Here is a 15,565-nt window from a genome sequence, read left to right on the forward strand (position 1 = left end):
GTTGCTACTGAATATAGATATAAAAGAGGAGGGCGTAAACATGCCAACAACGATAGAAGTAAATAAACAAAGCGTGGAAGCGCTCCTGGGTAGCGGAAAATCAAAACCGTTTGTTATTCCTGAGTACCAGCGACCATATGCTTGGACAGATGAACAGGTAGAAACACTCTTTGAGGATTTATGGGATTTTACTGCTACAAGTGGCGGTACAGAAAGAGAGAGTTCCTATTTCCTCGGAAGTGTGGTTTCCTACGAAAATGAAGATGGTGAGCAGGAAATAATCGATGGACAGCAACGTATTACGTCTTTGTTTCTGCTGCTGCGTGCGATTTATACGAAGCTTGTTGCTACGCCTGCATCAGAGAGAACGGCAGAGGCCAATAACTTTATTGGAAAGATTGAGCCTACCATCTGGAGAACCAATAAACTTACCGGAATGGTGGATTTCAAAAATATCCTTTTGACATCACGAGTTGTGAATAACGAAGGAAATGAAATTTTGCGATCAATCTTGGAAACCGGAAAAGCGGATGAGGATGCGAAAGACAACTATTCGAAAAACTATCGCCATTTTCAAGAGCTGTTTGATAAGCATTCCACTGAGAATCCATTGATGGTATATCAGTTTATTTATGCGCTCCTGAACCAGGCTATTCTGCTGCCTATCACAGCAGATACCCAGGATACTGCGTTGACTATTTTCTCAACGTTGAATGACAGAGGTCTTCCTCTGTCGGACGCAGATATTTTTAAGGCAAAGATTTACAACCAACTTGCGCCGGATGATAAGAAGGCATTTATCGACCGCTGGAAAGATTTAGATGAGCAGTCTACTGATGCGAATGAAAGTATTCAACAGCTGTTCTACTATAATATGTTTTATTATCGCGCACTGGATAAGGATACGAAGACGACTACTCCTGGCGTCAGGAAGTATTATGCGGCTAATAAGTTTGAGCGCTTGTATAAGCCTGAATTGTTGGACACTCTTTTTGTTATCCTGAATCTGTGGAAGGTTGTAAACAAAGGAGAGGAACTTGAAGATGAAGCCTGGTCCAAGAATATTAAAATAAGGCAGACACTGGATATTCTGACTTCATATCCGAACGAGTACTGGAAATACCCGGTTGTTATTTACTATGTTTGCTATAGGAATGAAGAAAATTTTGAAACACGATTTGCTCGGTTCTTGAATAAGCTGCTCATGGAGCTGATGACAAAATACTTGATGATACCGACAATCAATGCTGTAAAGCCGGATATCCTGAAGCTGAATTCTGCAATTGTAGCATCGGATATACCTACGTTTGAGTTTAAGACTGTCGATATGACACAGCTGGAGCCGTATATCCAGAATCCGAATCGTAATGCAGTGCGTATGCTTCTGAAGACGCTTGCGTATGAACATCAGGATGATCTGCTTCCGGCTAAGTGGGAGATAGAACATATCTTTCCGCAGAAGTGGCAGACGAATTATTTCCCGGATGAGCCAGACGCAACCATCAAAGAGAGAATTGAGCATATAGGAAACAAGCTTCCATTTGAAAAGAAGCTGAACATTGTCGCTGGTAATGGATATTTTGGCAAGAAGAAAAAAGAGTACACCTCTTCCAAGATTGTAATTACCAAGGCAATGGGAACCTCTGATGTAATGGATTGGAATCTGGAATCCATCACGAAACGCGATATTCGCGTATCTGATGAGGTGATCGAAATTATGAAGAGATGGAATAACGAATATTTGGACGTTCCGGCTAGTGAGGGTAAGGCAGAAGAACCTTCTGAGGAAGAATTGGCTCAGATTGAGAAATTTAAGAAGAATGGCTGGATCTAGTGATAAGAAAAAGGGAGGCACTTCATTTGGCAAAGAAAAAAGATGAGATAACCATCCGCTCAAGCGCAGCGGAATACCTGACCTATGTTGCCTCTGTAGGTGATCAGCAGGACAGCATAGAAATGCGCTATGAGGATGAAAATATATGGCTGACACAGAAGATGATGGCCACATTGTATGATGTTGGTTTACCGACGATAAATGAACATATTAAAAAAATATACGCAGATAGTGAATTGGAAGAGGCTGCAACTATTCGGAATTTCCGAATAGTTCAAACCGAAGGTTCTCGTCAGGTCACACGCGATACCAAGCACTATAGCCTTCAAATGATCATTGCCGTAGGCTTTAAGGTCAATTCTGAGCGAGCGGTACAGTTCCGTAAATGGGTAAACCAGATCGCTAAAGACTACACCATCAAAGGCTGGGTGATGGATGATGAAAGGCTGAAGCGAGGAACGTATCTGACTGAAAAGTATTTTGATGAACAGTTAGAGCGTATTCGTGAGATCCGTGCGAGCGAAAGAAAGTTCTATCAGAAGATCACCGATCTGTATGCTACAGCCATTGATTATGATAAGAATTCTGCAACGACGAGAAGATTCTATGCGACCGTTCAGAATAAAATGCATTACGCAGTTCATGGACATACAGCAGCTGAGCTGATCGTGGAAAGAGCCGACCACACAAAGGAACATATGGGATTAACTACCTGGGCAGATGCTCCTGATGGAAAGATTAAGAAAAGCGATGTCACGATTGCGAAGAATTATCTGAGTCAGGATGAAATGAAGCAGCTGAATCGTATGGTTACGGCATACCTGGATTTTGCGGAAAACATGACATTACGGCATATTCCGCTTACGATGCAGGATTGGGAAAAAAGGCTCAATAGCTTCATTGAAATGTTTGATTACGGTATTTTACAGGATGCAGGCAAGGTGACAGCGGAAATTGCAAAGCTTCATGCTGAGACAGAATTTGAAAAATACCGCGTGATCCAGGACAGATTATTCATGTCCGACTTTGATAGGTATATGCTGGAGTTGGAAGAAAGCGCAAAGAAATAGGGACAATATTTCAGGTCGAGACGGTGAAATCCGGCAATTCAACCTTGTCGAGTGTATGGGCTCATCTGAGATAATCACCGGCATGTTATGAGGATATAAGTCGACCTTCACTGTCTCAACTGTCGAGACAGTGGCAGGGAGCAGCAGTGTAGACTTGCCTTGCATTATATAGGTAGGAAGGATCTTATGCTGACTTGTTCCCATAGACTTCAATGGTTAAGACCGTGATATGAATGTCAAATTTGCCACAGATTGCATCGGTTTGAAGCCATGAATGCGCGGTTTCAGAAGGTGTGGACATGTTTCCGTTTTGACAGGATATGTTTCCACGAACGGGCACAATACCAGACACCAATCAGAAGGTATCGTGCCATGTGTAGACAGTCTGTTTACTAACGCAAAAGAAGGCTTAATACAACAGAAGAAAATAATTTCGTGAAACAGACGAAGAGGCTTGTCTGAAAAAAGAAGGAATGAAAAAACAGGAGAGGAAAAAAGAAACATGGCAGTAAATAAAAATGGAATCGTAGTATTAGGAGCAGTTTTTGTGGATATCAAAGGTTTTCCAGAGGACATCTACGTCCCGGACGGCAGAAACGCCGGCCATGTCGAATACATCCACGGCGGTGTGAGCCGAAACGTGGTGGAGGATATCGCAAACCTGGAACTGCGCCCGACCTTCCTTGGAATCGCGGATAATACCGCACTCGGCGAGGATGTTGTGCGCAAACTGCAGCGCCACAAAGTCAATACCGAATACATGAAAGAAATCCCGAACGGTATGGGAACATGGCTTGCTGTCTTCGATCACAACGGTGACCTGGCGGGCTCCATTTCCCAGCGCCCGAACCTGATGCCGATTCTCGGTATTCTGGAAGAAAACGGAGATGAAATTATCGAAAACTGCGATTCCATTGTGGCAGAGATCGATATGGACAAAGAGATCATCAAAAAGCTGGTACAGCTCTGTGAAAAATACGATAAAAAACTGTACGGCGTTGTCAGCAACATGAACATCGCGGTCAGCAGAAGAGATCTTCTGCAGAAATTTGACTGCCTGATCTGCAACCAGCTCGAGGCAGGCGTTTTCTTCTCCGATGATTACAGCGAAAAAACACCGGCCGAGATGGAAAAGATTCTCGCCGAGCGTCTGAAAGCGGCAAATGTTCCGGCCATGGTCGTAACAATGGGCGGCGACGGAGCGGTTTATGCGGAAGCAGACGGAGAGAGCGGCTTCTGCCCGGCGCAGAAAGTACAGGTAAAAGATACAACAGGAGCCGGTGATGCGTTCTGTGCAGGTGTTTCCGCCGGTCTGACCTATGGAAAAACGCTTGGCCAGGCAGTTGAAATCGGTACGCGTCTTGCTGCATCCGTCATCACATCATCGGAAAATGTCTGCCCGCGCTTCCGCCCGGAAGAGTTCGGCATCGAGGCATAAAAGGGGGCAGAAATGAAGTTATTGTACGGAACCGGCAACCCGGCAAAACTCGACGCGATGCGTCACCGCCTTGCCGGTCTTGGGATTGAGCTGATCGGGCTGAAAGATCTTGGCGGTGTTAAGCAGCCAGAGATTATCGAGGATGGAAAAACGCCGCTGGAAAATGCCAGGAAAAAGGCGGAGGCGTATTTCAACGCGCTTCATATGCCGGTGTTCTCCTGTGATTCCGGTCTGTATTTTGACAACGTGGCAGAGGACGACCAGCCCGGCGTCCATGTGCGGACCGTGAACGGAAAGTATCTGTCCGATGAAGAAATGACCGCGCATTACGCCGCCCTTGCGGAAAAGTACGGCGGCCTGACGGGACGCTACAAAAACGCAGTTTCGCTGATTCTTGATGCGGACCACCGCTATGACGCGATGGACCCGTTGATGGAGAGCGTTCCTTTCCGCATGGTCAGCACACCCCATCCGATGAGCAAAAAAGGCTTTCCGCTCGACCGTCTGTCGATCGATCTGCGGACCGGAAAATATTATTACGATCTGAATGAGCAAGAAGCCGCGCTCGATCAGCTTGCCGTGGAAGACGGTTTTCTGCAGTTTTTTGAGCGGGCAATGGAGGAATACCATAAAATGGAACGATATGAACTTCGAACCATCCGCCAGGATGAAATGGAACAGGGCGTTGCCATTGAGCTGGCGTGCTTTCCGCCGAATGAGGCGTGCTCCGAAAAGAGCATGCGCGAGCGGGTGCAGTACGCGCCGGAGCTGTTTCTGGCGGCAGTAGACAAAGAAACCGGAAAAATCGCCGGAACGCTGAACGGACTTGCAACAAACGAGACAAAATTCCGTGATGCCTTTTTCGATGAAATCAGTCTGTACGACCCGACGGGCGAAAACGTTATGCTGCTGGGCCTTAGTGTCCTGCCGGAATACCGCGGCCAGGGAATCGCCCGCGCGCTGATGGAAGAGTACAGCCGTCGGGAACAGAAAAACGGAAGAAAACAGCTCATTCTGACCTGCCTGCAGGATAAGGTGGAGATGTACAAAAAGATGAATTTCCGCGACGAGGGAATCTCCGCATCCACCTGGGGCGGCGAGGAATGGCATGATATGACGAGAAAATTAAACGATTAAGAAAATTTGCAGAGAAAATCTCTTGTGTTAAAGTTTGCTGTAAGCGTTATAATAAAGAAAATCAAGCAAAACAGGAGGAACAACCAATGAGCAGAGTGAATTTTGGAGCAAAACCAAACATGTATCCACTTCCGGTTCTGATTATTGCAACATACGACAAAGATGGCAACCCGGATGCCATGAATGCTGCATGGGGCGTAGTCACAGATTTTAATGAGATCTCCATCAGCATGGGCGACCACAAGACAACAGACAACCTTGCCGCAACTGGTGCCTTCACCGTCAGCATGGCAACCGAGGATACTGTTGTTGGCTGCGATTACGTCGGCATCGAGTCCGGCAGAAAAGTTCCGGATAAATTTGCACGCGCCGGTTTCCATGCAACGAAGAGCGAATTCGTCAACGCGCCGCTGATCGACGAGCTTCCGATGGCACTGGAGTGCAAAGTGAAAAGCTTTGACAACGGCATTCTGGTCGGCGAGATCGTGAATGTCTGCGCAGACGAGAGCGTTCTGACCGACGGAAAGATCGATCCGAAAAAACTGAAACCGATCGCCTTCGATCCGGTCAACAACACCTACCTCGCCATGGGCGACAAAGTCGGCGATGCTTTCGGCTCCGGCAAGGCGCTGAAATAAGCGGTAAGAAAAGAAGGACTCTGAATATATAAAAATTTTATATATTCTACTTGACAAACCATCTCCATAGTCTTATGATATGTATAAAATTTATATATATAAATATTTTACATATCAGAAACTTACGGAGGTGGTTTTTTATGTATTTTCCGGTATCAGCACTGCTGATCGAATTTATGATCCTGTCGATCGTGAACCGGGAAGATTCCTATGGATATGAGATCAGCCAGACCATCAAGCTGGTTGCCGACATCAAAGAGTCGACCCTGTACCCGATCCTGAAAAAACTGGAAAAAGCCGGTTATGTAACGACGTATTCCGCAGAGTACCAGGGCAGAAAACGGAAATATTATTCGATTACAGAAGAGGGAAAAACACAGATGGCGTACCTGCAGGGCGAATGGAAGTCCTACCGTGACACCATTGACGACATCATCGAGGGGAGGAAAAAAGAATGACGAGTGAGGAATATCTGAAACAATTGGAAAAGTATCTGAGGAAGCTTCCGCAGAGCGACTATAAAGATGCGATGGAATACTTCACCGAGTATTTTGCAGATGCCGGTCCGGAAAATGAGCAGGCCGTGATCAAAGAACTCGGAACACCGAAACAGGCAGCCGCCGAGCTGATGCGGAATCTTCTGGACAAAAAAGTAGATGAATGCGAGGCAATGGAAAAGGAAGAAAAACGGAAAGAGAAGAAAAAAACGACAGGCGCTAACGTCGTCTGGATCGCGATTCTCGCCCTGTTTGCAGCCCCGATCGGAGCCCCGATTCTGATCAGCATTCTCATCGTTCTGCTCTGCGTGGCGCTTTGCGTGGCGCTGCTTGATATGAGCGTCTTTCTGATTGCAGTTGTCGGCGTGGTCGCCGGAATTAAAATGCTGCTGCGCGGCATTCTGGCAGTTACGGTTTCCTTCGGCGGATTCTGCTTTATTACCGGAATGGGCGTTTTCATGCTGGGAATCAGTATTCTGTGCGCGGTGTTCGGCGTATACTTTGCAAAATGGATGGGACGGCTGTTCGTGTGGTGTACACGTAAGGTAACGAAAAAAGGAGGAAGCAGATCATGAAAAAATGGACAAAAACAGCATTACTGACAGGATGTGCCTGCTGTATTGCCGGTGCAGTGCTGATGTTCAGCGGATGGGCAAGCGGCGGAAAAGCATACGCGGAAACGTATGATCTGAATGCGATGAGCGGTTCTGCGAAGAAGGAAGACGGCATTTCCACACAGAAAAAGATAAAACTTGATGATTTTGATGAACTGCAGACAGATCTTGCGATCGGTGATCTGCGCATCCTTCCGTCCGGTGACGATTCCTGTTATCTCGCCTGGCGGATTCCGTCGAAAAAAGGAGAGACTGCAGTGGAATATCGCGTGCGGGACGGTGTTCTGAGCATCGAAGAGACAAGCGCAGTGTCCGATACGATTTACATCAATATTGACTTTGCGGAAGAAATCCTAAGCGGCGGTAAAGAGTCGGAAACAGGAGTGATTCTGTATGTACCGGAAAAGAAGGTACTGAAAAAAATAGAGGTAACGATGGGATTCGGCGATGTGCAGATGAATGGCATCCGGGCAGAAAGCGGAAGCCTGCAAAATGCGGATGGAGATATCACACTTTTCGGATGTGACATGCAGAATATCAAATGCAAAGCAGATTACGGTGATGTGGAACTGAAGAGCGGAACGTGGGAGAATGGGTCGATCACGCTGGAGGATGGCGATGCGAAAATCCAAAACACGAAGCTTTCAGGAGACGTGTCGGTCAAAAACTCCTACGGCGATATTGACCTTGAACTGGGTGAAAAAGATCTGGAACAGCTGGAAATTACGGCAAAGACAGAGTTTGGGGAGATCGATGTACCGGATACCATGGAAAATCTGCTGCGGAAAGAGGAGGACGAGCAGAGCTTTTCTTATGAACCAGATCAGGCTGCGGGCAGAATCAAACTGATGACACAGGATGGTGATATCTCGATGGAAAACGATTAAGCGTTTGTGACGGTTCAGAGCCATATGAAATTCCGGAAAAATCGCGAATCATGCTTGCATGAATGAATGGTTTTTAAAAATAAAACAAAAGTGATAAAAATACAAGAGGCTGTTTGGATGGTTTCACTAAGAAAAAGAGAAACGATCAAAATAGTCGCTTGTTTTTTGTGCTTAAATTCGCAGTTTTTAACTTGATTTGTAGGTTGCGGTGCTTTAAAATAAAAGTAATAAAGCATTGTGGAACGGGCTCCACAGACCGGCAGCGGGGGAAAAGCCGGAACGAATCAGTAGAAAACAGCCCAGTGTCAGAATGGGAGTTAGGAGAAACTATGGCAAGTATTAGAGACGTCGCAATCAAAGCGGGAGTAGGAATCGGAACGGTATCCCGTGCACTCAATGGAAGCGGGTACATTTCCGATGAAACAAAACAGAAGATTATGCAGGCTGTGGAGGAACTGAACTATAAACCAAATGAGCTTGCTCAGAACCTGTTCCACAACAAGTCCGGTTTTGTCGGAATTGTTGTTACGAATCTTTCACACCCATTCATGGCATCTCTGGTCAAGCATGTCGAGAACAATCTGTACACAAATGGCTACAAGTGCATGCTCTGCGAGGTTGGGGACAACCCGAACCGCATCGAGGAATTTGTGGAAATGCTGCAGCGAAATGTCATGGACGGCATTATCTGCTGTGCGGATATTCCGCCTTCTGTCAGTCTGGCGGAAATTCACCGTCCGATTGTCATGGTTGACCGCTACGTCGCCGAGGGGATCCCGTGTGTGCATTCCGACCATAAGCGCGGCGGTGAGCTTGCGGCGCAGGCACTTTTGAGCGCCGGATGTAAGAACGTGATCTATTTTACATCGAGTGCAACAGAGCGTGGTTACTCGATGGATCGTTACCGACGGTTTGCAGAAGTCTGCAAACAGCATAAATGTAAAGTTACAGCGATTGATGCCGGAAGCAAAATTCCAAATTTTCAGACCGGCTCGATGATCTGGAAAAAATATATCAGCCACTTTGATGGAATTGATGGACTTTTTACAGCCGATGTCACAGCGGCTGTGTGCATGAAGATGCTGCAGAAAAAAGGAATCAAGATTCCGAAAAAGCTGAAGGTGGTCGGCTACGACGGATTGGATTTTACCCGCTTTTTGACACCGGAGCTGACAACGGTTCGTCAGAATGTGCCGGAAATTGCCAAGCGGAGCGTAGATACGGTCATCCGCATGATTGACGGAAAGAAGATTGAGGAGATGGAGCAGATTGTGGATGTGACCTTCCGAAAAGGGGAAAGTATCTGAAAATAACGAAACAGGGAAGCACTGAATTTTGGATTATTTTCCGGGAATGCAATAAAACAGAAGAAGAACAGATATCAGAGACACTCGATCTGAAAAGAAAGGGTGTCTCTTTTTGTGAGCTTTTTTAACCGAATCAAGCAAGTCCCCTGCTTCTATTGCGTGAAGCAATAAGCAGTGGGTTGGGATTTGCTTGTATCAGGAGGAGTGTAAGCTCCTTCTGATAAACTGCGCAAAAAGGCGTGAAAACGTTACAGAAATAGTTGCAATTGTCGAAAAAATAGTGAAAAACAGAAAAGTGGAACATATGGAACAAAAAATGCATGGAACAGCGGAACATGTGGCACAGTGGAATGCGAGGAAAAAGAAAATTAGTGTGGATTTTATGAAAAACAGGGTGCATATTGCACAAAAAAACGAAAACAAAATTGTAAAAATGTTGAAAATGACGAAAAAATATTGGAATATCGTTGACATTAGAAGAACTGCGTACTATGATACAGATATGGAACAGGTTCCACAATACAAAGTGCCGAAACGGAAACGATGCAAATGTGGAACGAAAAGCGGTTGGTAAAGCTTTTAGAGAAATAAGGAGGGAACTATGAAGAAAAAAACGTCATCGCCGAAAACGGCAGAAAGTGGAAAATTGAAAAAAGCGCTCTCGTGCTGGCAGCTGTACATCCTGCTGATTCCTGCACTGATCTGGCTGATCGTTTTTGCTTACTATCCAATGTACGGCCTGATCATCGCCTTTAAAGATTTTAAAGGCCGCATGGGAATCATGGGAAGCCCGTGGGCAGATCCGATTTTCAAGTATTTCAAGATGTTCTTCAGTACCAGTATTGCCATGACGGCAATCAAGAACACGATTATCATCAGTTTGGAGAGCCTGATCATCGGATTCCCGATTCCGGTTATCTTCGCACTCTTACTGAACCAGGTACAGAGAAGCGGACCGAGACGAATCATCCAGACCATCTCCTACGCGCCGTACTTTATGTCAAACGTAGTTGTAGTCAGCCTGATTTCCGTACTGTTTTCCGCAAACGGTCTTGTAAACCACGCGGTTATGGGAGCCGGCGGAAAAGCAATCATGTTCACCAGCCTTCCGGAGTACTTCCGCAAGCTCTTCATCGGAAGTAACATCTGGCAGACGATGGGATTCAACGCCATCATCTTCATCGCAGCACTGACCGCAATCAGCCCGGAATATTACGAAGCAGCAACGATGGATGGTGCTTCCAGATTTCAGAAGATTCTTTACATTGATTTACCTCTGATTATGCCGACCATCATCCTGATGCTGATCCTTCAGGTAGGTAACATTATGAACGTGGGATATGAGAAAGCTTATCTGATGCAGAACGGTACCAACACAACCGTCAGTGAGATCATTTCGACATACGTATACAAAGTAGGTCTCCAGACCGCACAGTACAGTTTTGCGACAGCCGTTGGCTTATTTAACTCTGTTGTAAACTTCATTATTCTGGTTATCACAAACGCAGTTGCAAAGAAGACCAGCGATATCAGTATTTTCTAAGAGTCAGGGGGCTTGAAAAATGGCAAATAATAACACTGTGAAAAAGAAAAAAGTAAAAATGAGTACGGGAGACAAGGTCTTTACCGTGATCAATACCATCATCATGATCCTTGTCTGCATTGCAATTGTATATCCTCTGTATTACGTGCTTCTGGCATCTGTTACAGACCCGGTTGTTGTAAGCTCCGGTAAATTCCTTCTCTACCCGGAAGCATGGTACACCAACGGATATACGACCACACTGAAATATCAGCCGCTCTGGACCGGCTATGCAAACACCATCAAGTATACCGTAGTAGGAACGCTGATTTCCCTGGTCTGCACCATTCCGGCCGGATATGCACTTTCCAGATACGATATGGTAGGAAGAAAACCGATTATGTTCCTGTTCACCTTCACGATGTTCTTCAGCGGCGGTATGATTCCGATGTACTTAACCGTACAGCAGCTGCACATCTACAACACAACATGGGCAATGGTTCTTCCGGTAGCAGTATCTGCTTACAACCTGATTGTATGCCGCTCTTTCTTTGAAAGCGGTATTCCGGTCGAGCTTCTCGAAGCAGCAAAAATCGACGGCTGCAGCGATTTTGGATTCTTCTTCAAAATTGCAATTCCGCTGTCAAAAACCATCATCGCAGTTATGTGTCTGTTCTATGCAACCGCAATGTGGAACCAGTTCTTCAATGCACTGATGTTCCTGCAGGATGATGGCAAGATGCCTCTTCAGGTCGTTCTTCGAAACCTGGTACTGATGAACCAGTCCAACCAGATGGGAAGTAGTGCTTCTGAGATGGTAACAAAACAGAAACTGGCTGAGCAGTTAAAATACTGCGTTGTAGTTGTTTCCGCATTCCCGCTGCTGTGCGTATATCCTTTCCTGCAGAAATACTTCGCAAAAGGTGTTACGATCGGTGCAGTCAAGGGCTGATACAGAACAGAAAAGTTATCGTTACAGAGTTCATGGCTACAGCAGACATGATTTTATAGTAGAAACACAAAAATATTTACGTATTTCACTGCCGAAAAGGCAGCAAAATAAAGGAGGAACAACATGAAGAAAAAAATCGTATCCGTATTACTGGCAAGCCTTATGGTAACCAGCATGCTTGCAGGCTGTGGAAACAGCTCAGGCAGCTCAAGCAGCTCCGGTGCAGGAAGCACAGGAGGAGACACCACATCTGCATCCGGTACAGAGGCAGGTGACACAGGTCTCACAGCAGAAGAGCAGGAAGCAGTAGATGAGGGAATCATCCAGCTCGATGGTACTCTTCCGATCATCAAAGATCCGGCAAAATTCGAAGAGAAATACGGAAAAATTTCCGCTCTGATCGTAAACTCTGCAGACAGAACTGTAGAAGTAGGCGACCTGGCTATGTGCCAGAAATGGTTCGAGGACACAGGAGTAGAGTTTGACTGGCAGCCGATCCCGCAGGAGAGCGCAACAGAGAAAATCAATCTGATGCTTTCTTCCGGACAGGATCTTCCGGATGTATTCTGGAACTTCGGCGATGGTAAATCCGGAAACACCGTAGTTCAGTACGCAGACCAGGATGTATTCCTTCCGACTGAAGGCCTGATCGAAGAGTATATGCCGAACCTGAAAGCATTCCTCGATGACAATGAGCAGTATCAGCTTGAGATCACCGCTCCGAACGGCCATAAATATGGATTCCCGTACGTAGAGGAAATGAAAGGTCTTGTATTAACACCTGGACCATTCGTGATTAACAAAACATGGCTGGATAAAGTAGGCAAAGAAGTGCCGACAACCGTAGACGAGTGGGTAGACTGCCTGAAAGCAATCCGCGACGGCGGCGATCTGAACGGAAACGGCGAAGACGATGAAATCCCGATGGCAACCTGGTTCGGCGCAACCGATACCTTTGGTTCCTACAACCTGTTCTATCGTTTCACAGGTGCATTCGGATGCGCTGACTCCTACTGCGGAGGAAACTCCTATGCGGATCACTTAAGAATGGTTGACGGAAAAGTTACGTTCACTGCAACAGACGAAGCATTCAAGAAAACAGCAGAATTTTTCAACATGCTGTATGAAGAAGGACTGATCTGGAACGGTTCCTTCGAGGCAGATGAAAGTATGTCATTCAAATCTTCTCTGATCAAAGAGAATGTTGCAAAGATCGGTTCCTTCGGTGTTTGGGGCGATCAGGAAATTACAAACCAGGAAGTACATGATCAGTACGTAGCAGTTCCGAGACTGCAGGGCGAAGACGGTATGACCGGTTTCGAGTGCAACTACTCTGAGCTGCAGGATTCTTCCGATACAGCAATCACAACGACCTGCAAATTCCCGCACGTTGTTGCAAGATTTGTAGATTACATGGTAGGCGATCCGGAAATCTCTGTTACATCTAACTGGGGCGCAATCGGATACAACTATGAGAAAGACGAAGACGGCGTTCTTCGTACACCGCTCGATGAAAACGGAAACTACAAACCTCTGAATCCGGAATATAAGAACTTTGGTGAGGCTCGTGTAAACTCCACAACCTGCCGTGGTTCTATGATCGTTCAGAACGAGTACTATGACACCGTTTGCGGCTACACCTTCGATGCTGTAAAACTTCTCGAGATGCAGAAAGAAAACGGTAAAGATGACATCATGGAAGAGTATGACACCATTCCGCGTGTTCTGATGACCCAGGAAGAGATTCAGCGTCTGGCACAGATTCAGCCGACCGTCTCCGATATCGTTGACCGTTACATCACTACATGGGTAACCGGCGGCGTTGATGATGCAAGCTGGGAGTCCTATAAGACAGAGCTTGAGGGCGCTGGTTTGAGCGAACTGGTTGAGATTTACCAGGGCGCAGTAGATCGAGCAGCTTCTGCAGCAAACTAAAAATCGGGCGAAAAGCGATTACGAAAAAACAGTAACGTAAACGATTTGCAATTAATGTTCTATAACTAAAGAAATTCCAAATGTGGCCATGTTGTATCCCATATAACATGGCCATATTTAAAAAGAAGATTATTTCGTTCTTATTTCTTTTTTGTTGAAGTTCCAAATGGAAAAAGATAAAATAGGAAAAGAGAGAACAGGAAAAGAGGGATCCTATGAGTAAACAGGGAAAAAGAGATTTTAGACCGAACATTCATTTTACACCGGAGAAAAACTGGAACAACGATCCGAACGGACTGATTTATATCGATGGTATCTGGCATCTGTATTATCAGCATAACCCAAATGACGTTGTATGGGGACCGATGCACTGGGGTCATGCAGTATCGAAAGACCTGATTCACTGGGAGCATCTGCCGGTCGCCCTGTACCCGGATGAGATCGGAACGATGTACTCCGGAAGTATGGCATACGATGAAAATAACACCAGCGGATTTGCGAAATACGGTGAGAAACCGATGGTGGCTGTCTACACGGCGCACAATATGGAAACGGGCCTGGAGCAGCAGTGTATTGCATACAGCCTGGATCAGGGAAAGCATTTTGAAAAATATTATGGCAACCCGGTGATCGAAAACCCGGGCACACCGGATTTCCGTGATCCACGCGTCTTCCGGAATGACAAAAAGGACTGCTGGAGCCTTGTTCTGGCATCCGGCGACCACGCAGAGTTTTACGCATCCCAGGATTTGAAAAACTGGAAGAAAACAGGCGAGTTCGGTGTCGGTGTCAATAAAGTGCCGACTGTATGGGAATGCACCGATCTGATCCGTGCTAAAACAGGAAATGAATTTGACGGATTCAAATGGATTCTGATAGTCAGCATGATACATCCGGGAACCGAAGGCCGTGCCAATATACAGTATTTCGTCGGTGATTTTGATGGAGATACCTTCCAGTGCACCGAGATCACAGACGAGCCGCTGTGGATTGATTTCGGATTCGACAACTATGCCGGCGTAACGTATGGAAACTACGACCGCCCGGTTTACCTTGGATGGGGCGTTAATCCGCTCTATGCGAACTTTGTTCCGACCGGTGAGTATTCCGGTCTGATGACACTGCCAAGAGAACTTTCACTTTGTGAGACCGATGAGGGATACCGCCTGAAAACAAAACCGTTCGGGATTGATGAGTACCGTGCGGGTGCCTTCCCGATCGGAAATCAGAAGCCGCTGCTGACCGAGAGCTTTGGACTTCTCGTGCAGGGCAATTTCGGAAGAATTGCGCTGAAAAACAGCAGAGGTGAGGAAGTAGTCATCGAGGTAACGGTGGACAGCATCACGGTGGACCGCTCTAAGAGCGGCGACCTTAGTTACTTTGATGATGTAGATCCGAAGCTCTTCAAAAAAGAGGATCTGCTGGTATCCACAACAAAACGTTACATGCGCGGAAATGTCAATATGGAGATTATTTTTGACGTTTCCTATCTGGAGATTTATGCAGATGGTGGTCTGGAGACCGCTTCCGTATGCGTTTATCCGGATGCACCGTATCAGGTGGTTTCCACAGACGGAGATCTGGAAGTGAAAATGTACACCATAAAAAAATAGGGGATAGAAACATTTATAAACGGTAACGATGCAGCATGACAGAATTGAGATGAGACTCAGAAGTGTTACCATGTATAAAAAATTAATAAAAACGACGGATGTCTGTAAAGCCGATGGAAGT

The 15,565-nt window shown here is 46.1% G+C and carries 14 protein-coding genes; all 14 read left to right on the top strand.

Features of this window, described 5'->3' with window-relative positions; genetic code table 11:
* The first annotated feature begins 40 nt into the window (after positions 1-40).
* Entirely contained in the window at positions 41-1,834 is a 1,794-nt protein-coding gene (locus I2G42_RS04880) for a DUF262 domain-containing protein (RefSeq protein WP_195530798.1), read from the top strand.
* Between the two features lie 26 nt (positions 1,835-1,860).
* Positions 1,861-2,904: a virulence RhuM family protein gene (locus tag I2G42_RS04885; RefSeq protein WP_195530799.1), complete on the top strand. Its 1,044-nt coding sequence runs from the start codon at positions 1,861-1,863 to the stop codon at positions 2,902-2,904.
* 502 nt (positions 2,905-3,406) lie between these two features.
* Entirely contained in the window at positions 3,407-4,342 is a 936-nt protein-coding gene (locus I2G42_RS04890; protein WP_195530800.1) for a carbohydrate kinase family protein, read from the top strand.
* Positions 4,343-4,354: 12 nt separating this feature from the next.
* Positions 4,355-5,479, top strand: coding sequence for a non-canonical purine NTP pyrophosphatase (locus tag I2G42_RS16670; RefSeq protein WP_330611275.1), 1,125 nt, complete (start codon positions 4,355-4,357; stop codon positions 5,477-5,479).
* Positions 5,480-5,565: 86 nt separating this feature from the next.
* A complete protein-coding gene (locus I2G42_RS04905) occupies positions 5,566-6,117 on the top strand; it encodes a flavin reductase family protein (protein ID WP_055219194.1) in 552 nt (183 codons plus the stop codon).
* Positions 6,118-6,257: 140 nt separating this feature from the next.
* The gene (locus I2G42_RS04910) at positions 6,258-6,575 is read left to right on the top strand and encodes a PadR family transcriptional regulator (protein WP_195530801.1); all 318 of its coding nucleotides are present in this window, start codon (positions 6,258-6,260) and stop codon (positions 6,573-6,575) included.
* A complete protein-coding gene (locus I2G42_RS04915; protein ID WP_195530802.1) occupies positions 6,572-7,189 on the top strand; it encodes a DUF1700 domain-containing protein in 618 nt (205 codons plus the stop codon). Before I2G42_RS04910 ends, I2G42_RS04915 begins: the two co-directional genes overlap by 4 nt.
* Positions 7,186-8,115, top strand: coding sequence for a DUF4097 family beta strand repeat-containing protein (locus tag I2G42_RS04920; protein ID WP_173816045.1), 930 nt, complete (start codon positions 7,186-7,188; stop codon positions 8,113-8,115). Before I2G42_RS04915 ends, I2G42_RS04920 begins: the two co-directional genes overlap by 4 nt.
* A 329-nt stretch (positions 8,116-8,444) precedes the next feature.
* On the top strand, positions 8,445-9,422 hold the full coding sequence (locus tag I2G42_RS04925) for a LacI family DNA-binding transcriptional regulator (protein WP_173816047.1): 978 nt from the start codon (positions 8,445-8,447) through the stop codon (positions 9,420-9,422).
* A gap of 190 nt (positions 9,423-9,612) precedes the next feature.
* A complete protein-coding gene (locus tag I2G42_RS04930) occupies positions 9,613-9,996 on the top strand; it encodes a hypothetical protein (protein ID WP_173816048.1) in 384 nt (127 codons plus the stop codon).
* A 27-nt stretch (positions 9,997-10,023) separates the two neighbouring features.
* Positions 10,024-10,965: an ABC transporter permease gene (locus I2G42_RS04935; RefSeq protein WP_055265610.1), complete on the top strand. Its 942-nt coding sequence runs from the start codon at positions 10,024-10,026 to the stop codon at positions 10,963-10,965.
* A 19-nt stretch (positions 10,966-10,984) separates the two neighbouring features.
* Positions 10,985-11,896 (top strand): carbohydrate ABC transporter permease, encoded by a 912-nt coding sequence (locus I2G42_RS04940; protein ID WP_173816050.1) that lies wholly within the window; start codon positions 10,985-10,987, stop codon positions 11,894-11,896.
* A 123-nt stretch (positions 11,897-12,019) separates the two neighbouring features.
* Positions 12,020-13,831 (top strand): extracellular solute-binding protein, encoded by a 1,812-nt coding sequence (locus I2G42_RS04945; protein WP_022461556.1) that lies wholly within the window; start codon positions 12,020-12,022, stop codon positions 13,829-13,831.
* 215 nt (positions 13,832-14,046) lie between these two features.
* The gene (locus I2G42_RS04950) at positions 14,047-15,444 is read left to right on the top strand and encodes a glycoside hydrolase family 32 protein (protein ID WP_195530803.1); all 1,398 of its coding nucleotides are present in this window, start codon (positions 14,047-14,049) and stop codon (positions 15,442-15,444) included.
* Positions 15,445-15,565 lie beyond the last annotated feature (121 nt).

The organism is Fusicatenibacter saccharivorans, from assembly GCF_015557635.1.
Taxonomy (GTDB): domain Bacteria; phylum Bacillota; class Clostridia; order Lachnospirales; family Lachnospiraceae; genus Fusicatenibacter; species Fusicatenibacter saccharivorans.